The 18,145-nt window shown below is 70.4% G+C and carries 18 protein-coding genes; 12 read left to right on the top strand and 6 right to left on the bottom strand.

All coding sequences use genetic code 11. From position 1 onward, the window contains the following. The first annotated feature begins 25 nt into the window (after nucleotides 1-25). The 4 genes from ACFYMC_RS08665 to ACFYMC_RS08650 all read left to right on the top strand — a co-directional run bounded on the left by ACFYMC_RS08665 (nucleotide 26) and on the right by ACFYMC_RS08650 (nucleotide 2,733). Nucleotides 26-1,651: an acyl-CoA carboxylase subunit beta gene (locus ACFYMC_RS08665; protein ID WP_388520844.1), complete on the top strand. Its 1,626-nt coding sequence runs from the start codon at nucleotides 26-28 to the stop codon at nucleotides 1,649-1,651. A 15-nt stretch (nucleotides 1,652-1,666) separates the two neighbouring features. Further along, nucleotides 1,667-1,873 (top strand): acyl-CoA carboxylase epsilon subunit, encoded by a 207-nt coding sequence (locus ACFYMC_RS08660; protein ID WP_388520841.1) that lies wholly within the window; start codon nucleotides 1,667-1,669, stop codon nucleotides 1,871-1,873. A 74-nt stretch (nucleotides 1,874-1,947) separates the two neighbouring features. Then, nucleotides 1,948-2,076 carry a morphogenic membrane protein MmpB gene (gene mmpB / locus ACFYMC_RS08655; RefSeq protein WP_388520839.1) on the top strand — a complete coding sequence of 43 codons (129 nt, stop codon included), beginning with the start codon at nucleotides 1,948-1,950 and terminating at the stop codon, nucleotides 2,074-2,076. A 54-nt stretch (nucleotides 2,077-2,130) separates the two neighbouring features. After that, complete coding sequence (locus ACFYMC_RS08650) at nucleotides 2,131-2,733, top strand: Maf family protein (RefSeq protein WP_388520837.1); 603 nt, start codon at nucleotides 2,131-2,133, stop codon at nucleotides 2,731-2,733. Here the strand turns inward: ACFYMC_RS08650 and ACFYMC_RS08645 are convergent. Continuing rightward, nucleotides 2,686-3,183: a hypothetical protein gene (locus tag ACFYMC_RS08645; protein ID WP_388520834.1), complete on the bottom strand. Its 498-nt coding sequence runs from the start codon at nucleotides 3,181-3,183 to the stop codon at nucleotides 2,686-2,688. The genes ACFYMC_RS08650 and ACFYMC_RS08645 overlap by 48 nt on opposite strands. Before the next feature lie 528 nt (nucleotides 3,184-3,711). Here ACFYMC_RS08645 and ACFYMC_RS08640 point away from each other — a divergent pair. After that, entirely contained in the window at nucleotides 3,712-5,472 is a 1,761-nt protein-coding gene (locus tag ACFYMC_RS08640; RefSeq protein ID WP_388520832.1) for an acetyl/propionyl/methylcrotonyl-CoA carboxylase subunit alpha, read from the top strand. An 87-nt stretch (nucleotides 5,473-5,559) separates the two neighbouring features. Here ACFYMC_RS08640 and ACFYMC_RS08635 read toward each other — a convergent pair whose 3' ends face one another. Together ACFYMC_RS08635 and ACFYMC_RS08630 are read right to left on the bottom strand one after the other, a co-directional pair. Beyond that, entirely contained in the window at nucleotides 5,560-6,510 is a 951-nt protein-coding gene (locus tag ACFYMC_RS08635) for a DeoR/GlpR family DNA-binding transcription regulator (protein ID WP_388520829.1), read from the bottom strand. Between the two features lie 162 nt (nucleotides 6,511-6,672). After that, complete coding sequence (locus tag ACFYMC_RS08630; RefSeq protein WP_388520826.1) at nucleotides 6,673-8,112, bottom strand: NAD(P)H-quinone dehydrogenase; 1,440 nt, start codon at nucleotides 8,110-8,112, stop codon at nucleotides 6,673-6,675. A gap of 220 nt (nucleotides 8,113-8,332) precedes the next feature. On the opposite strand from ACFYMC_RS08630, the gene ACFYMC_RS08625 reads away from it, so the two are divergent. The 3 genes from ACFYMC_RS08625 to ACFYMC_RS08615 all read left to right on the top strand — a co-directional run bounded on the left by ACFYMC_RS08625 (nucleotide 8,333) and on the right by ACFYMC_RS08615 (nucleotide 11,641). After that, nucleotides 8,333-8,770: a gamma-glutamylcyclotransferase gene (locus tag ACFYMC_RS08625; RefSeq protein ID WP_388520823.1), complete on the top strand. Its 438-nt coding sequence runs from the start codon at nucleotides 8,333-8,335 to the stop codon at nucleotides 8,768-8,770. A gap of 312 nt (nucleotides 8,771-9,082) precedes the next feature. Further along, nucleotides 9,083-9,889, top strand: coding sequence for a purine-nucleoside phosphorylase (locus tag ACFYMC_RS08620; protein WP_388520820.1), 807 nt, complete (start codon nucleotides 9,083-9,085; stop codon nucleotides 9,887-9,889). Nucleotides 9,890-9,970: 81 nt separating this feature from the next. Next, nucleotides 9,971-11,641 (top strand): phospho-sugar mutase, encoded by a 1,671-nt coding sequence (locus tag ACFYMC_RS08615; RefSeq protein ID WP_388520817.1) that lies wholly within the window; start codon nucleotides 9,971-9,973, stop codon nucleotides 11,639-11,641. A gap of 243 nt (nucleotides 11,642-11,884) precedes the next feature. Here the strand turns inward: ACFYMC_RS08615 and ACFYMC_RS08610 are convergent, their stop codons facing one another. Continuing rightward, nucleotides 11,885-12,535 (bottom strand): PH domain-containing protein, encoded by a 651-nt coding sequence (locus ACFYMC_RS08610; protein ID WP_388520814.1) that lies wholly within the window; start codon nucleotides 12,533-12,535, stop codon nucleotides 11,885-11,887. A gap of 82 nt (nucleotides 12,536-12,617) precedes the next feature. On the opposite strand from ACFYMC_RS08610, the gene deoC reads away from it, so the two are divergent. The 3 genes from deoC to ACFYMC_RS08595 are packed head-to-tail and all read left to right on the top strand — an operon-like array spanning nucleotide 12,618 to nucleotide 15,922. Further along, nucleotides 12,618-13,586: a deoxyribose-phosphate aldolase gene (gene deoC / locus ACFYMC_RS08605; RefSeq protein ID WP_388520811.1), complete on the top strand. Its 969-nt coding sequence runs from the start codon at nucleotides 12,618-12,620 to the stop codon at nucleotides 13,584-13,586. 10 nt (nucleotides 13,587-13,596) lie between these two features. Continuing rightward, entirely contained in the window at nucleotides 13,597-15,042 is a 1,446-nt protein-coding gene (locus ACFYMC_RS08600; protein WP_388520904.1) for an aldehyde dehydrogenase family protein, read from the top strand. Then, nucleotides 15,035-15,922 (top strand): aldehyde dehydrogenase family protein, encoded by an 888-nt coding sequence (locus ACFYMC_RS08595; protein ID WP_388520808.1) that lies wholly within the window; start codon nucleotides 15,035-15,037, stop codon nucleotides 15,920-15,922. The genes ACFYMC_RS08600 and ACFYMC_RS08595 overlap by 8 nt, the downstream gene beginning before the upstream one ends. A gap of 76 nt (nucleotides 15,923-15,998) precedes the next feature. Here ACFYMC_RS08595 and ACFYMC_RS08590 read toward each other — a convergent pair whose 3' ends face one another. Beyond that, nucleotides 15,999-16,340 carry a hypothetical protein gene (locus tag ACFYMC_RS08590; protein ID WP_388520805.1) on the bottom strand — a complete coding sequence of 114 codons (342 nt, stop codon included), beginning with the start codon at nucleotides 16,338-16,340 and terminating at the stop codon, nucleotides 15,999-16,001. A 56-nt stretch (nucleotides 16,341-16,396) separates the two neighbouring features. Here ACFYMC_RS08590 and ACFYMC_RS08585 point away from each other — a divergent pair, with 56 nt between their 5' ends. After that, nucleotides 16,397-17,098 carry a uridine kinase gene (locus ACFYMC_RS08585; RefSeq protein WP_388520802.1) on the top strand — a complete coding sequence of 234 codons (702 nt, stop codon included), beginning with the start codon at nucleotides 16,397-16,399 and terminating at the stop codon, nucleotides 17,096-17,098. A gap of 201 nt (nucleotides 17,099-17,299) precedes the next feature. Here the strand turns inward: ACFYMC_RS08585 and ACFYMC_RS08580 are convergent, their stop codons facing one another. After that, a complete protein-coding gene (locus tag ACFYMC_RS08580) occupies nucleotides 17,300-18,025 on the bottom strand; it encodes a SigE family RNA polymerase sigma factor (protein WP_388520799.1) in 726 nt (241 codons plus the stop codon). Nucleotides 18,026-18,145: the final 120 nt, after the last annotated feature.

Raw genomic sequence — 18,145 nt, 5'->3', positions numbered from 1 at the left:
GACCAGTGCAGGGAGCCGCATCCCGATGTCCGAGCCGTCCCACCCCTCACAGAGTGACTCGTCGATCGACTCGCAGATCGACGTCCACACCACCGCCGGCAAGATCGCGGACTTGCAGCGCCGCATCGACGAGGCGACGCACGCGGGTTCCGCGCGGGCCGTGGAGAAGCAGCACGCCAAGGGCAAGTTGACGGCCCGTGAGCGCGTGGAGCTGCTGCTGGACGAGGGCTCCTTCGTCGAACTCGACGAGTTCGCCCGACACCGCTCGACCAATTTCGGCATCGAGAAGAACCGCCCCTACGGGGACGGTGTCGTGACCGGCTACGGGACGGTCGACGGCCGGCCCGTCTGCGTCTATTCGCAGGACTTCACCATCTTCGGCGGCTCGCTCGGCGAGGTGTACGGCGAGAAGATCGTCAAGGTGATGGACTTCGCCCTGAAGACGGGCTGCCCGGTCATCGGCATCAACGACGGCGGCGGCGCGCGCATCCAGGAAGGCGTGGTGGCGCTCGGACTGTTCGCCGAGATCTTCCGCCGCAACGTGCACGCATCGGGCGTGATTCCGCAGATCAGCCTGATCGTCGGTCCGTGTGCGGGCGGCGCGGTCTACTCCCCCGCGATCACCGACTTCACCGTCATGGTCGACAAGACCTCGCACATGTTCATCACCGGACCGGATGTCATCAAGACCGTGACCGGCGAGGACGTGGGTTTCGAGGAACTCGGCGGCGCCCGTACCCACAACACCACTTCGGGCGTGGCGCACCACATGGCCGGGGACGAGAAGGACGCGATCGAGTACGTCAAGTCCCTCCTGTCCTACCTGCCCTCGAACAACCTCTCGGAGCCGCCCGCCTTCCCGGAGGAGGCGGAACTGGACGTATCCGAGGCGGACCGCGAGCTGGACACCCTGATCCCGGACAGCGCCAACCAGCCGTACGACATGCACACCGCCATCGAGCACGTGCTGGACGAGGGCGAGTTCCTCGAAGTCCAGGCGCTGTTCGCGCCGAACATCCTCACCGGCTTCGGGCGGGTGGAGGGCCACCCGGTGGGGATCGTCGCCAACCAGCCGATGCAGTTCGCCGGCTGCCTGGACATCAACGCCTCCGAGAAGGCCGCCCGCTTCGTCCGCACCTGCGACGCCTTCAACATCCCGGTCCTCACCTTCGTGGACGTCCCGGGCTTCCTGCCGGGCACCGACCAGGAGTACAACGGCATCATCCGGCGCGGCGCCAAGCTGATCTACGCCTACGCCGAGGCCACCGTCCCGTTGATCACCGTCATCACCCGCAAGGCCTTCGGCGGCGCCTATGACGTCATGGGCTCCAAGCACCTGGGCGCGGACCTCAACGTGGCGTGGCCGACCGCCCAGATCGCCGTGATGGGCGCGCAGGGTGCGGTGAACATCCTGCACCGGCGGACCATCGCCGCCGCACCGGACGCCGAGACCATGGAGGCGACCCGGGCCAAGCTGATCACGGACTACGAGGACACCCTGCTCAACCCGTACATCGCGGCCGAGCGCGGCTATGTGGACGCCGTGATCATGCCCTCCGAAACCCGGGCGCACATCGTGCGCGGGTTGCGCCAGTTGCGCACCAAGCGGGCCTCCCTGCCCCCGAAGAAGCACGGCAACATCCCCCTGTAAGGAAGGGCGCTCCGCATGATCAAGGTCGTCAAGGGCAATCCGACGCCCGAGGAGTTGGCCGCCGCACTGGCGGTGGTCCAAGCGCGCGCCGCGGCGCTCGCCCAGGTGCCGGCCGGCGCGCCCCGGATCGCCGATTCCTGGTCGGACCCGTCCCGGGTGGCCCGCACCCGACTGCCGCAGCCGGGCCCGCGGACCTGGAGCCGCACCTACTGGCCCGGGTAGGCCCCGTCCACGGCCGGTGCGCTTGAGTACGGGTACTCAGGCGCACCGGGCGCGATCGGCGCCAGGATCGGAGCATGCTGTGGTCCGACCCCGAAGAAGAGCCGCCCGAGCAGATGCGCGAGGCGCAGGCCATGCTGCGCCGTCTGGGGTTGGTGTTGGCCCTCGCGATGGTGCTGGCGATGTTCGTGGCGGGCCTGCCCTGATCGCGGACCGCCCAAGGGCCGCCTGCGAGGAGGGGCAGCGCTTAGGCTGCCCGCATGACTGAACGACGCTCCTTGGTGCTCGCCTCCGCTTCACCCGCCCGGCTGGAACTGCTGCGGCAGGCGGGGCTCTCTCCGCATGTCATCGTCAGCGGGGTCGACGAGGACGCCCTGAGCGCCGACACGCCCGCCGAGTTGGCTCTGGTCCTGGCCGAAGCGAAGGCTTCCGTGGTGGCCGGGCTACCGGAAGCGAAGGGCGCACTGGTCATCGGCTGCGACTCGGTGCTGGAGCTGGACGGCGAGGCGCTGGGCAAGCCGGCGGACGCCGCGGAGGCGACGGCCCGTTGGATGTCGATGCGCGGCCGTTCGGGTGTGCTGCGGACCGGTCACAGCGTGGTCGATACGGACTCGGGCCGGCAGGTGTCGGCGACCGCGTCGACGACCGTGCACTTCGGGGAGCCTTCGGACGCGGAGGTCGCCGCCTACGTGGCGAGCGGGGAACCGCTGCACGTGGCGGGGGCGTTCACGCTGGACGGGCTGTCGGCGCCGTTCATCGACAGCATCAACGGGGACCACGGGAACGTGATCGGGCTGTCGTTGCCGCTCCTGCGCTCACTGCTCGGCGAGCTCGGGGTGTCCATCACCGACCTGTGGGTCTGATCCGGCGTCCGGCGCCGCGCCGGGGTCCGCGGGTCGACCCTGGTCCGGGGGGCCGTCCGGGCGGACGCGATAGACCGTCAGGGCGAGGACCAGCAGGCTGAACGCCGCCATCAGGAAGGCGAAGACCCCCCAGCCCACCGGGCCCACCACGAGTGCGCCGAGGACGGTCTGGGTGATCGCGCAGCCGATCAGCACCAGCCGGGCGGCGCCCGCCGGGGCCCGGTCCCTGGCGGCGGCCAGGACCAGCAGCGCAGCGGCTGCGGTGAGGAACAGGCCCAGGGTGCCGCCGAGAACATACGTAGTCGTGGCCATGACATCCGTATCGATGCCCGCCAGGGACATCGACTGACTCTGCACCGACCTGCCCAGCACCAGATGGACGAAGACCACGCCCACCGCCTCGATGAGCAGGAAGGTGGCGGCCAGCAGTGCCGTACCCTTCCGCGCCACGACACCGACCACTGCGCCACCCCTCGCCTGAGCGCCGATCTCGACACCGGTCCCGCCGGCTTCGGTCCGTGCCGACGGGCCACCAACCACCGGGGCCGGATCGGGCCGGCCACACCATCGGGCCAATCCTGAGCACGACTGTCGCCAGGAGGCTACTAACGAGTAAACGTTCGGACAAGAGTCGAGGTCGCTCGTCATACCGGCGGATCGGCTCCCGCCGGAGGGAGGGGGCGGTCCCTGGTGTACGCCCGGTCGACCGATCCACGAGCGGAGCAGGAAAATATTCGCCCGTTCGTAGGGAACCAACAAAGAATCACGACCGGCCGGAGAGCGTGCACACAGAGACCTTGGCCACAGGACAGCGTTACTGTTCAGTCGGGGACTCCCTCGGGCTGCGGCAGCACAAGGGTTTTCTCGATCCGAGCGAGCCGGAATCACACTCTGTGTGGGCAAGCTCACCTTTGGGAACGGGTCGAAAGGCCGTGTCGGCTGTCCCTAAACTCAGCTTGTTTCAAGGAGGGAGACATCGTGCGCAAGGTGCTCATCGCCAACCGTGGCGAAATCGCTGTCCGCGTTGCCCGGGCCTGTCGGGACGCCGGGATCGCGAGCGTAGCCGTCTACGCCGACCCGGACCGGGATGCTCTGCATGTCCGCGCGGCTGACGAGGCGTTCGCGCTGGGCGGTGACACCCCGGCCGCCAGCTACCTGGACATGGCCAAGGTGCTCCAGGCCGCAGCGGATTCAGGGGCCGACGCCATTCACCCTGGCTACGGATTCCTCTCCGAGAACGCCGAGTTCGCTCAGGCCGTCCTCGACGCGGGGCTTACCTGGATCGGCCCGCCCCCGCAGGCCATCCGCGACCTCGGCGACAAGGTGGCGGCCCGTCACATCGCCCAGCGTGCCGGGGCCCCGCTCGTCGCCGGCACCCCGGACCCGGTGTCCGGCTCCGAGGAGGTCGTGGCCTTCGCCAAGGAGCACGGACTGCCGATCGCCATCAAGGCCGCCTTCGGCGGCGGTGGCCGTGGCCTCAAGGTCGCCCGCACCCTCGAAGAGGTTCCGGAGCTGTACGACTCGGCGGTCCGTGAGGCCGTCGCCGCCTTCGGTCGCGGCGAATGCTTCGTCGAGCGCTACCTCGACAAGCCCCGCCACGTGGAAACCCAGTGCCTGGCAGACCAGCACGGCAACGTGGTGGTCGTCTCCACCCGTGACTGCTCGCTCCAGCGACGCCACCAGAAGCTGGTGGAGGAGGCTCCGGCCCCGTTCCTCTCCGAGGAGCAGAACGCCGAGCTCTACGCGGCCTCCAAGGCGATCCTGAAGGAAGCCGGCTACGTCGGCGCGGGCACCGTCGAGTTCCTCGTGGGCATGGACGGCACGATCTCCTTCCTCGAAGTGAACACCCGACTCCAGGTGGAGCACCCGGTCACCGAGGAGGTCACCGGCATCGACCTGGTGCGCGAGATGTTCCGCATCGCCGACGGGGAGGAGCTCGGCTACGGCGACCCGCAGATGCGCGGCCACTCCTTCGAGTTCCGCATCAACGGCGAGGACCCGGGCCGCAACTTCCTGCCCGCACCCGGCACCGTGACCGTCTTCGCGCCCCCGTCGGGACCGGGTGTCCGTCTGGACGCCGGTGTTGAGTCCGGCAGCGTCATCGGCCCGGCCTGGGACTCCCTGCTGGCCAAGCTGATCGTCACGGGCGCCACTCGCGAGCAGGCGCTCCAGCGCGCTGCGCGCGCCCTGGCCGAGTTCAACGTGGAGGGCATGGCCACGGCCATTCCGTTCCACCGCGCCGTCGTTGCCGATGCGGCATTCGCCCCGGCCGAGGGCCCGTTCAAGGTCCACACCCGTTGGATCGAGACCGAGTTCGTCAACGAGATCCCGGCCTTCACCACGCCCATGGGCGAGGAGACGGACGAGGAGCCCGGCCGCGAGACCGTGGTCGTGGAGGTCGGTGGAAAGCGCCTGGAGGTCTCCCTGCCTTCCTCACTGGGCATGACGCTGGCCCGGACCGCTGCCGCCGGCGGCGCCAAGCCCAAGCGCCGGGCGGCGAAGAAGTCCGGACCGGCAGCTTCCGGCGACACCCTCGCCTCTCCGATGCAGGGCACGATCGTGAAGATCGCGGTCGAGGAGGGCCAAGAGGTGAAGGAGGGCGACCTGGTGGTCGTTCTGGAGGCGATGAAGATGGAGCAGCCGCTGAACGCGCACCGCTCCGGTACGGTCGTGGGCCTGTCCGCCGAGGTCGGTGCTTCCATCACCTCGGGCGCCACGATCTGTGAGATCAAGGACTGATCTCCGCAGAAGACGCACCCGGCTGAGCGAGGGCCGCCCGGATCGATCCGGGCGGCCCTCGCCTTCGGTCCGGGGCCGGCGGAGCCCTCAGCGCCGGCGCAGGTCCGCCACGCGGGCCCGCTCCCCCGACTGCTCGGCGGCCAACGCGGCCGTGGCCCGCAGCTGTGGAGGACCGGTACGGCGTTGGACGGGTAGGGGCGAATCACGGCGCGGACGACGGCCCGGAGGCAGCCCCTCGCCACCCGCGCCCCCGATGCCCCCACCGGCTACGGTGACCTGCACGCCCTGGTCCGCGAGGGCCTGGAGCTCGGTGGCCGCCCGGTCGTCGTGCGCCGGTGGCTCGTCCGTCACCAGGCGGGTGATGAGGTCCGTCGGCACGGTCTGGAACATCGTGTCCGTGCCGAGCTTGGTGTGGTCGGCCAGGACCACCACCTCGGCGGCGGCCTGGACCAGCGCCCGGTCCACACTGGCGGAGAGCATGTTGGAGGTGGACAGCCCGCGCTCGGCGGTCAGCCCGCTCCCGGACAGGAAGGCGCGGGAGACCCGGAGCCCCTGGAGGGACTGCTCGGCCCCACTGCCGACGAGAGCGTAGTTGGACCCGCGCAGAGTGCCGCCGGTCATGACGACCTCCACGCGGTTGGCGTGGGCCAGGGCCTGTGCCACGAGGAGGGAGTTGGTGACGACGGTCAGACCGGGCACCCGGGCCAGCCTGCGGGCCAGCTCCTGGGTGGTCGTGCCGGCACCGACGACCACGGCCTCACCCTCTTCGACGAGGCTGGCGGCGGCATCGGCGATGGCGGTCTTCTCTGCGGTGGCGAGATGAGACTTTTGCGGAAAGCCGGACTCCCGCGTGAAACCACCCGGCAATACCGCACCGCCGTGCCGGCGGTCGAGGAGTCCTTCGGCCTCCAGTGCCCGCACGTCCCGCCGTACGGTCACTTCGGAGGTCTGGACGACGCGAGCGAGCTCCCGGAGCGATACCGCTCCGTTGGCGCGCACCATTTCGAGGATCAGTTGACGACGTTCTGCAGCGAACACGGAACTGACAGTAACCCCAACGACCGTCTGCTTTCAGCACTTTGCGCCGGATAGCAGAAGTTGTTCGCAGCGGAGAGCGAACAGTGGTATGTGCGGGCACCTTGGGCATGCCGCCGATCGAACGCGCCGCTCTCCGCTCAAACCTCGTACGCGTGCGGCAGGTTAGCCCTCGCCCGCCGTCTTGCGGGTGTGCAGTTGACGGGCCACCTCGGCGACCGAACCCGAAAGGGAGGGGTACACGGTGAACGCGTTTGCGATCTGTTCCACCGTCAAATTGTTGTCGACTGCGATCGAGATGGGATGAATGAGCTCGCTCGCCCGCGGCGCGACGACCACACCACCGACCACGATGCCGGTGCCGGGCCGAGAGAAGAGCTTCACGAACCCGTCCCGGATGCCCTGCATCTTGGCGCGCGGGTTGCGCAGCAGCGGCAGTTTCACCATCCGGGCGTCGATCTTTCCGGCATCCACATCGGCCTGGGTGTAGCCGACGGTGGCGATCTCCGGGTCGGTGAACACGTTCGAGGAGACCGTCTTGAGGTTCAACGGTGTCACCGCGTCACCGAGGAAGTGGTACATGGCGATGCGCCCCTGCATGGCGGCGACCGAAGCGAGGGCGAAGACGCCGGTGACGTCCCCGGCGGCGTACACGCCCGGGGCCGAGGTGCGCGAGACCCTGTCGGTCCAGATGTGACCCGACTCTTTCAGCCGCACCCCGGACTCCTCCAGACCCATGTCCGCGGTGTTCGGGATGGCGCCGACCGCCATCAGGCAGTGGGTGCCGGAGATGACCCGACCGTCGGACAGGGTGACCTCGACCCGGTCGCCGACCCGCTTGGCGGACTCGGCGCGCGAGCGGGCCATCACGTTCATGCCCCGCCGACGGAAGACGTCCTCCAGGACGGCCGCGGCATCCGGGTCCTCGCCCGGCAGCACGCGGTCCCTGGAGGACACCAGCGTCACCCGGGAGCCGAGGGCCTGGTAGGCGCCCGCGAACTCGGCGCCGGTCACACCGGAGCCGACGACGATGAGCTCCTCGGGGAGCTCGTCGAGGTCGTACACCTGGGTCCAGTTCAAGATCCGCTCGCCGTCCGGCTGGGCGTCCGGGATCTCCCGGGGGTGCCCACCGGTGGCGATCAGTACCGCGTCGGCCGTCAACAGGGTCTCGGTGCCGTCGGCGGCCGTGACGATCACGTCCCGGGTGCCGTCGATGCCCTGCGGGCCGGCCAGCCGACCACGACCGCGCATCACCCGTGCGCCCGCCCGGGTGACCGAGGCGGTGATGTCGTGCGACTGGGCCAGCGCCAGCCGTTTGACACGACGGTTGACCTTGCCGAGGTCCACGCCCACGACCTTCGCGGACTGCTCCAGCGGAGGGGTGTCGTCGGCGACGATGATGCCCAGTTCCTCGTAGGAGGAGTCGAAGGTGGTCATCACCTCAGCGGTGGCGATCAGGGTCTTCGACGGCACGCAGTCGGTCAGAACCGACGCCCCGCCCAGACCGTCGCAGTCGACGACGGTCACCTCCGCGCCGAGCTGGGCGCCCACCAGCGCCGCCTCATATCCGCCGGGGCCGCCGCCGATGATCACGATCCGGGTCACAAGTCCGCCTCACGTCTACCCGGCCGGCTGCCGCCCCGGCCGGTGGTCCGGGGGGTCTCCCCGGGGGATGCAGTACGTATGCCATTGTCCCGCACGCTTCAAGGTGCGTCGTCCCCGACCCCGTAATCAGGTGGTTGGTCCGGCGGCTGCGCAAGTCGGGAGTCAGTCGCGTGACAGTCCGAAAAGCAGCGAGCGGCGCCCCTCCCGTACCCTCGATCCCATGTCGCTCTACGCCGCGTACGCCGGCAACCTCGACGCGCGGCTGATGACGCGCCGCGCCCCGCACTCCCCGCTGCGTGGCACGGGCTGGATCAACGACTGGCGGCTCACCTTCGGTGGCGAGCAGATGGGCTGGGAAGGCGCGCTCGCGACGATCGTCGAAGCGCCGCGTTCACAGGTCTTCGTCGCGCTGTACGACATCGCCCCGTTGGACGAGGACTCCATGGACCGTTGGGAGGGTGTCGGCCTGGACATCTACCGCCGGATGAGGGTGCGGGTGCACACCCTGGACGGCGAGGAAGCCGCCTGGTGCTACGTGCTCAACGGCTACGAGGGTGGCCTGCCCTCGGCCCGCTACCTCGGCGAGCTGGCGGACGCGGCCGAGTCCGCGGGCGCCCCGCACGACTACGTGATGGAGCTACGCAAGCGGCCCTGTTGAGAGTCGGGGAGCCCCCCCCCAGCGGTGCGGCACGGCAGCCGCGCCACCTCGCCGTTCACCCCGGGCGCGCGAGTACGCCCGGCACGGGTGCGATCCCGTGTCGTGCGACACGGGGTATCCACTGCCCCGCGCGTCTTCGACCCTGCGATCGAGGCGGCGCCGGAAGGGCTATCGCCCTTGCCCCGGCGGCGCCCCTGCCCCGTGTCCCAGGACCCGCTCCGGGCAATTCGTCGGAAACGACAAGGCAACGATCCGAACACCGTGAGCTGCGTCATCTACGCGCGTAGGGATTGAGCGGCTACCCTCATCGGCGTGAACGCTTCTGCTACCGATCCCTACGCCGCCGCCGACGCCGCCGCAGCCCGCCTGCGCGAGCTGACCGGCGCCGAGACCCACGACGTCGCCCTCGTGATGGGCTCCGGATGGGCCCCCGCCGCCGAGGCCCTCGGCGCCCCCGAGGCCGAGTTCCCGGTCACCGAACTGCCCGGCTTCCCGCCCCCCGCCGTCGAGGGCCACGGCGGAAAGGTCCGCTCGTACAAGATCGGCGACAAGCGTGCGCTGCTCTTCCTGGGCCGGACCCACTTCTACGAGGGCCGCGGCGTGGCCGCCGTCGCCCACGGTGTCCGCACGGCCGTCGCCGCCGGCTGCAAGACCATCGTGCTGACCAACGGCTGTGGTGGCCTTCGCGAGGGCATGCGCCCCGGCCAGCCCGTCCTGATCAGCGATCACCTCAACCTGACGGCCGCCTCGCCGATCGTCGGCGCCAACTTCGTGGACCTCACCGACCTGTACTCGCCGCGCCTGCGCGCCATGTGCAAGGAGATCGACCCCTCTCTCGAAGAGGGCGTCTACGTGCAGTTCCCCGGCCCGCACTACGAGACCCCGGCCGAGATCAACATGATCCGCGTCATGGGCGCCGACCTGGTCGGTATGTCCACGGTGCTGGAGGCCATCGCCGCCCGCGAGGCCGGTGCCGAGGTGCTCGGCATCTCCCTGGTCACCAACCTGGCCGCCGGCCTGTCCGGCGAACCCCTCAACCACGAAGAGGTCCTGCAGGCCGGCCGGGACTCCGCCGCACGCATGGGCGAGCTGCTCACCCAGGTGCTGGCCCGCATCTGAGCCCGCCACAGGGCCGCGGGTCGGCAGACCGCCGGGCCCTCAACGAAGAAGCCGGAAAAAGCCGTACGAGAGGCGGAAGCAGTGCAGGACGCGCAGGACGTACACGGTGACGACCTGATCGCCCGGGCCCAGGCCTGGCTGGCCGAGGACCCGGACCCGCAGACCCGGGAGGAGCTCGCTGCTCTCATCGAGTCCGACGCCCGTACCGAACTGGCGGACCGCTTCGCCGGCACCCTGCAGTTCGGCACCGCCGGACTGCGTGGTGAGATCGGCGCCGGCCCGATGCGGATGAACCGCAGCGTGGTGATCCGCGCGGCAGCCGGGCTGGCTTCGTACCTGAAGGACCGGGGCCACACCGACGGTCTGGTCGTCGTCGGCTACGACGCCCGCTACAAGTCGGTGGACTTCGCACGCGACACCGCGGCCGTGATGACCGGCGCCGGTCTGCGCGCCGCGGTCCTGCCCCGTCCCCTGCCGACGCCCGTACTGGCCTTCGCGATAAGGCACCTGGGCGCCGTGGCCGGCGTCGAGGTGACCGCCAGCCACAACCCGCCCCGGGACAACGGCTACAAGGTCTACCTGGGCGACGGCTCACAGATCGTCTCGCCCGCCGACGCCGAGATCGCCGCACACATCGCCGCGGTGGGCGCGCTGGCGGAAGTGCCACGGCCCGAGGACGGCTGGGACTCCCTCGGCGAGGAGGTCCTCCAGGCCTACCTGGAGCGCACCGACGCGGTGCTCACCGACGGTTCCCCCCGCTCGGCGCGGGTGGTCTACACGGCCATGCACGGCGTCGGCAAGGACGTCCTGACGGCCGCCTTCGAGCGGGCCGGGTTCCCGGCGCCGGCCCTGGTGGCCGAACAGGCCGAGCCCGACCCGGCCTTCCCGACGGTGGCCTTCCCCAACCCGGAGGAGCCCGGCGCCATGGACCTGGCGTTCGAGGCGGCCCGGGCGGTCGGCCCGGACATCGTGATCGCCAACGACCCCGACGCCGACCGCTGCGCCGTGGCCGTCCCAGACGAGCAGGTCGAAGGCGGCTGGCGGATGCTGCGCGGTGACGAGGTGGGCGCGCTGCTCGCCGAGCACCTGGTCCACAAGGGCGCCCGCGGCACCTTCGCGGAGTCCATCGTCTCCTCCTCGCTGCTCGGCCGGATCGCCGAGGCCGCCGGCCTGCCCTACGAGGAGACGCTGACCGGTTTCAAGTGGATCTCCCGGGTGGAGGGGCTGCGCTTCGGATACGAGGAGGCCCTCGGCTACTGCGTGGACCCCGAAGGCGTCCGGGACAAGGACGGCATCACCGCCGCCCTGCTGGTGGCCGAACTTGCCTCGGAACTCAAGGAGCAGGGCCGGACGCTGACCGACCTGCTGGACGACCTGGCGATGGAGCACGGCCTGCACGCCACCGACCAGCTCTCGGTGCGGGTGCAGGACCTGTCGATCATCGCCAACGCGATGCGCAGCCTGCGGCAGGCACCGCCGGCCTCCCTCGCTGGGCTGCGGGTCGTCACCGCCGAGGACCTGAACGAGGGCACCGCGAGCCTGCCGCCCACCGACGGGCTGCGCTACTACCTCGAAGGCGACTACCGGGCCCGGGTGATCGTCCGCCCGAGCGGCACCGAGCCCAAGCTCAAGTGCTACCTGGAGGTGGTCGTCCCGGTCGGCGAGGCCAGCGACCTGGCCCCCGCCCGGGCGCGCGGCCAGGAGATCCTGGACGCCGTCAAGAAGGACCTGGCAGCCGCCGCGGGCATCTGACCCCCCGGCGCCGCACACGTCGAAGCCCACGCCCGGCCGGATCGGCCCGGGCGTGGGCTTCGACGTGTGCGCGGTGGACCCGAGCCACCGCGCACAGGTACGAGCTGCTCGGGAGGGGCCGACCTGGGCGACCAGATCCAGGTCGCCCGGCGCCGGGCCACGGGTGCGCACCGGCCCTGCGCCATGGGCTGTCCGTGCGGGGCGCGTCGGAGCAGTGCTTCCGGGGCGCCGCGCACGGGTCGCTCAACGGGTCGCGAACAGCGCCGCCAGCAGCGCCGCACCACCCACCGCCGGCACGATGATCTCGAAGGCCCAGCGGACCGCGGGCGCACCCTTGGCGGTGGGGCGCGCCGCCCCTCGCTCGGCGAGTTCGTTCAGCTCGTCGACGATCCGGTCGGCGGTGGCCCGCCGCACCCCGGCGTCCGCGACGTCGGCATTGACCTTCGTCCGCCCGTAGGGGTCGTCGGTGGCCGCCCGGGCCTGCTGCCGGGAGGCACGTTTGCGTTCACGAAGCGAGACCGGCACCGACCAGAGCTGGTACTTGGCACCGTCGGCGAGCACCTCGGTGGAATAGGAGGCCCGGACCGCGTCGACCGAGCCCCACGGAAGCTCGATGGTGCGGAAGGGGTTGCGCACCCGCATCCGGTCCTCGTTGGCGAACACGGCGGGCCGCAGGGTGAAGGCCACCACCAGGGGCACCGTGAGGAGGAGTCCGGCCAGGGCGAACCAGGGGGTGGAGCCGGTCCCGCGGACGACGGCGTCGATCCCGATCCAGGCGGCGAGGGCCAGGAGCGCCACGCCACCCGCCAGGGACATGGGGGAGCGGTAGACCCGGTCCGCGTACACCGGGCCGACCGGCTCCTTCGGGGGCTGGGGCTGCTGCTCACTGGTCATGCCGCAGATTGTGCCTCACCGCGGCGTCTGGTTCCCGGACAGGGGGGTGACAGGTTGCTACGCGCGTAGATATGCTCATCTGGTGACCATGCCCACCACCCTCACCGCATTCGCCGACGTGACGACGTCCGACAGTGCGCTGCGCCGCTTCCTGCACGGCCTGCCCGGCGTAGACGCCGTCGGCCTGGAAGCGCGCGCAGCCGCCCTCGGCACCCGTTCGATCAAGACGACGGCCAAGGCGTACGCCATCGACCTGGCCATCTCGATGATCGACCTGACGACGCTTGAAGGCGCGGACACCCCGGGCAAGGTCCGGGCGCTCGCCGCCAAGGCCGTCCATCCCGATCCCACCGACCGTACGACCCCGATGACCGCAGCCGTGTGCGTCTACCCCGACATGGTGGCCACCGCCAAAGCCGGACTGAACGGCGCGGACGTCAAGGTGGCCTCCGTCGCCACCGCCTTCCCTGCTGGCCGAGCGGCCCTGCCGGTCAAGCTGGCCGACACCCGGGACGCGGTAGCCGCCGGAGCCGACGAGATCGACATGGTCATCGACCGTGGCGCCTTCCTCGCCGGCCGCTACCTGGAGACCTACGAGCTGATCAGGGCCGTGAAGGAGGCCTGCGTCCGCGAGGACGGCAGCGCCGCACGCCTGAAGGTCATCTTCGAGACCGGCGAACTGTCCACCTACGACAACATCCGCCGCGCCTCCTGGATCGGCATGCTCGCGGGCGCCGACTTCATCAAGACCTCCACCGGCAAGGTGGGGGTGAACGCCACGCCCGCCAACACCCTGCTGATGCTCGAAGCCGTCCGCGACTTCAGGGCGCAGACTGGTATCCAGGTGGGCGTGAAGCCGGCCGGTGGCATCCGGACGACCAAGGACGCGATCAAGTTCCTCGTCCTGGTCAACGAGACCGCGGGCACCGACTGGCTGACCAACGAATGGTTCCGCTTCGGCGCCTCCAGCCTGCTGAACGACCTGCTCATGCAGCGCCAGAAGCTGAGCACCGGCCGCTACTCCGGCCCTGACTACGTGACGGTGGACTGAGCCCATGACCATGGAAACGCGGACTTCCGTATTCGAGTACGCACCGGCTCCCGAGTCCCGCTCGGTGGTCGACATCGCCCCGTCCTACGGACTCTTCATCGACGGGGAGTTCACCGACGCCGCCGACGGCAAGGTCTTCAAGACCGTCTCGCCGTCCTCCGAGGAGGTTCTCTCCGAGGTGGCCCAGGCCGGCGCGGCGGACGTGGACCGGGCCGTCAGGGCCGCCCGCAAGGCCTTTGAGAAGTGGTCCGCGCTGCCCGGCTCGGAGCGCGCCAAGTACCTCTTCCGGATCGCCCGGATCATCCAGGAGCGCAGCCGTGAGCTGGCCGTGCTCGAAACCCTGGACAACGGCAAGCCGATCAAGGAGACCCGCGATGCCGACCTCCCCCTGGTCGCGGCGCACTTCTTCTACTACGCCGGCTGGGCCGACAAGCTCGACCACGCCGGCTACGGCGCCAATCCGCGTCCGCTGGGCGTCGCCGGCCAGGTCATCCCGTGGAACTTCCCGCTGCTGATGCTGGCGTGGAAGATCGCCCCGGCCCTGGCCACCGGCAACACGGTCGTGCTCAAGCCGGCGGAGACCACCCCGCTCACGGCCCTCTTCTTCGCGGACATCTGCCGCCAGGCGGGCCTGCCCAAGGGCGTGGTCAACATCCTGCCCGGATACGGTGACGCGGGCGCGGCCCTGGTGGAGCACCCCGACGTCAACAAGGTCGCCTTCACCGGCTCCACCGCGGTCGGCAAGGCCATCGCCCGGCAGGTCGCCGGCACCCAGAAGAAGGTCACCCTGGAGCTGGGCGGCAAGGGCGCGAACATCGTCTTCGACGACGCCCCCATCGACCAGGCCGTCGAGGGCATCGTGGGCGGCATCTTCTTCAACCAGGGACAGGTCTGCTGCGCCGGCTCCCGCCTGCTGGTCCAGGAGTCGATCCAGGACGAGCTGTTGGACTCCCTCAAGCGGCGCCTGTCCACGCTGCGCCTGGGCGACCCGCTGGACAAGAACACCGACATCGGTGCGATCAACTCCGCCGAACAGCTGGCGCGGATCACCGCGCTCGCCGACCAGGGCGAGGCAGAAGGCGCCGAGCGCTGGTCCCCCGCCTGCGAAATCCCCACCGCCGGTTACTGGTTCGCTCCGACGCTGTTCACCAACGTCACCCAGGCACACACCATCGCCCGGGACGAGATCTTCGGCCCGGTGCTGTCGGTGCTGTCCTTCCGCACCCCCGACGAGGCCGTCGCGAAGGCCAACAACAGCCAGTACGGTCTGTCCGCCGGCATCTGGACGGAGAAGGGCTCCCGCATCCTCGCGGTGGCCAACAAGCTCCGTGCGGGCGTCGTCTGGGCCAACACGTTCAACAAGTTCGACCCGACCTCGCCCTTCGGCGGCTACAAGGAGTCGGGCTTCGGCCGCGAGGGCGGTCGCCACGGCCTGGAGGCTTACCTCGATGTCTGATGCACGTCTCAGCGTCTTCAAGACCTACAAGCTGTACGTCGGGGGCAAGTTCCCCCGTTCCGAGAGCGGCCGGGTGTACGAAGTGACGGACTCCAAGGGCAAGTGGTTGGCCAACGCTCCACTCTCCTCCCGCAAGGACGCGCGGGATGCGGTGGTCGCCGCCCGCAAGGCCTTCGCCGGCTGGTCGGGCGCCACCGCCTACCTGCGCGGACAGATCCTCTACCGCGTCGCGGAGATGCTGGAGGGCCGCCGGGAGCAGTTCGTCCAGGAGGTCGCCGAAGCCGAGGGACTGTCGAAGTCGAAGGCGGCTGCCCAGGTGGACGCCGCCATCGACCGCTGGGTCTGGTACGCGGGCTGGACCGACAAGATCGGACAGGTGGTGGGCGGAGCCAACCCGGTCGCCGGCCCGTTCTTCAACCTCTCCACCCCGGAACCGACCGGAGTGGTCACGGTCCTCGCCCCGCAGGAGTCCTCCTTGCTGGGCCTGGTGTCGGTGATCGCCCCGGTGATCGCGGGTGGCAACACCGCGGTCGTGATCGCCAGCGAGAAGTCCCCGCTGCCCGCCCTCTCCCTCGGCGAGGTGCTGGCCACCTCCGACCTGCTGGGCGGCGTGGTGAACATCCTCTCCGGCAGGGCCGCGGAGATGGGTCCGCACCTGGCAGCGCACCAGGACGTCAACGCGATCGACCTCACCGGGGCCGGCGCAGACCTGGCGCACGAGCTGGAGGTAGCCGCGGCGGACAACCTCAAGCGGGTGTTGCGTCCGCGGTCCGCCGACTGGTCGGCGGACCCGGGCACCAAGCGCCTCGTCGCCTTCCTGGAGACCAAGACCGTCTGGCACCCCACGGGGTCGCTGGGCGCCTCGGGCTCCTCCTACTGAGGCTGCGGGCCGCCTCGCGGCGGCCCGCTCGTGGAGGCACCCCGCCCTGGGCGGGGTGCCTCCGCCCGCCTCCGGCTCAGCCGGGCAGCAGCCCACCCAGCAGTGCAACGCCCGGGAGCTCGCCGACCTTGGCGCCCTTGGTCACCGTGTCGGTGACCGTGGTGGTGCTGATCGGCTGGAAGTCCGCCACCTGGGTCCCCACGCCGTTGTCCAACGGGTCCACCCCGGTGTTGGCCAGCGGGTCCACCTGAAGGTTCTTCACCGGCCCCAGCGCACCAGCGAGGGCGTGCGGTACGGACACCTCACCGGCCTGGGCCGCCGGCACCCCGATGCCGAGCGCCGCACCGGCCATCGAAACCGTCAGACCTGCGTTGAGCAGGGTGCGCCGAGAGCCCCCGGGTACCGCGTGCCGTGCCATGGAAGTCCACCTCACTCAACAGTGATCAAATACGCACGCAGCGTAGTGGAGATGTGATGCTCGATACCAACCGGCCACCTGGGGGATCCCCTACCCGGGTCAATGGTTCACACTGGTGTCCCGTGAGCTTCTCCCCTGTGCCGATGCGTGTCGTACTGCTCGCGGGGCCTTCCGGTTCTGGAAAGTCCTCGCTCGCTGCCCGTTCGGGCCTGCCGGTTCTGCGTCTCGACGACTTCTACAAGGAGGGCGACGACCCCTCCCTCCCCCTGGTCGAAGGTAGTTCGGACATCGACTGGGACTCCCCGCTCTCCTGGGACTCGGACGCCGCGATCCGCGCCGTCTCGGAACTGTGTGAGGGGGGCCGTACCCGGATACCCACGTACGACATCTCCACCAGCTCCCGGGTGGGCTGGGAGGATCTCGACATCTCCCGCACTCCGGTGTTCATCGCGGAGGGCATCTTCGCTGCGGACATCATCGAACGCTGCCACGAACTGGGTCTGCTGGCCGACGCGATCTGCCTCCACGGACGGCCGTCCACCACTTTCCGCCGCCGACTGCTGCGCGACCTGCGGGAGGGGCGCAAGTCCGTCCCGTTCCTGCTGCGCCGCGGCTGGCGCCTGATGCGGGCCGAACGCGCCACCGTGGCCCGGCACACCGCCCTGGGCGCTCATCCGTGCGGGCGGGACGAGGCGCTCGGCCGGCTCGCGGCTGCGGCCGGTGACCGTCGGCGCCCGGCCGGAACGCCCACGTCCTGAGGCCCGCATCGCGGGACGGCCCCTGGCGGACATGAAGGAGCGGGATCCGGCGGACCCCCGACCGCCGAACCCCGCTCCTCCTCCCCCACTCACCCGTCCCACCCCCGCGAGACGGGCTCCCACGTCCCCCGTGTCCGTGGGAAGTGCGGTTCCGGCCCGGCACCACGGCGGCCCCAACCGCCGCACCCGGCCGGTGCGCCCTCAGGCGACCAACTCGCCGAAGCAGTCCGCCTCGTCCCGGCCCTGCCCGAGCGCCTGGTCCTCGCGCAGCCGGCGCAGCGAACGCCAGATGCTCGACTTGACGGTGCCCACGCTGATGTCCAGGATCTCGGCGATCTCCGGGTCGGTGCGCCCCTCGTAGTAGCGAAGGACCAGCATCGTGCGCTGGGTCTCGGGAAGGCGCGCCAACGCCTGCCAGAGCACCGCGCGCAGTTCGGTGCCGCGCATCGCGTCGGTGTCGGAGACGGTCTCCGGGAGTTCCTCGGTCGGGTACTCGTTGAGCTTGCGCCGTCGCCAGGCACTGATGTGCAGGTTCGTCATGGTGCGACGCAGGTAGCCGCCGACGGCCGCCTTGTCGCTGATCCGGTCCCAGGCCCGGTACGTGGAGAACAGTGCGCTCTGAAGCAGGTCCTCGGCCTCGTGCCGGTCACCGGTGAGGTGGAAGGCGGTGGCGTAGAGGGCCGATCGACGTTCCCGGACGTAGGCGGTGAACGCGGCCTCGGCGCTCTGGCTCGGCTCGTGCGCCGGTGCCGGGTCCGGTGCCGGCAGCGCCGCTAGCGGCTGGTGCTGCGGCGCCTGGTGTTGACGGACCGCGGCGCGCGGGGCGCAGACGCGACCGATGCCGGCCGTGCTCTTCTCGGCGGTGCGGTTCACGTCGTGGAGACGCGTGACGACCGCGCTGTTGCTGAAGCTCTTCAGCGTGTTCACCGTGCGCCCCCCGTCGTGGAGTGATGCTGCTTCGTTCCGTGTGCCAACAGCCTGCCCCCGCCAGTTCATGGCGGTGTCCGCCGACTGTCACAGGCCTGTCACAGGGCCCGTGCGGTCGGC

Source organism: Streptomyces sp. NPDC006879, assembly GCF_042869595.1.
Taxonomy (GTDB): Bacteria; Actinomycetota; Actinomycetes; order Streptomycetales; family Streptomycetaceae; genus Streptomyces.
This window is presented reverse-complemented; position numbering and strand designations above follow the sequence as displayed.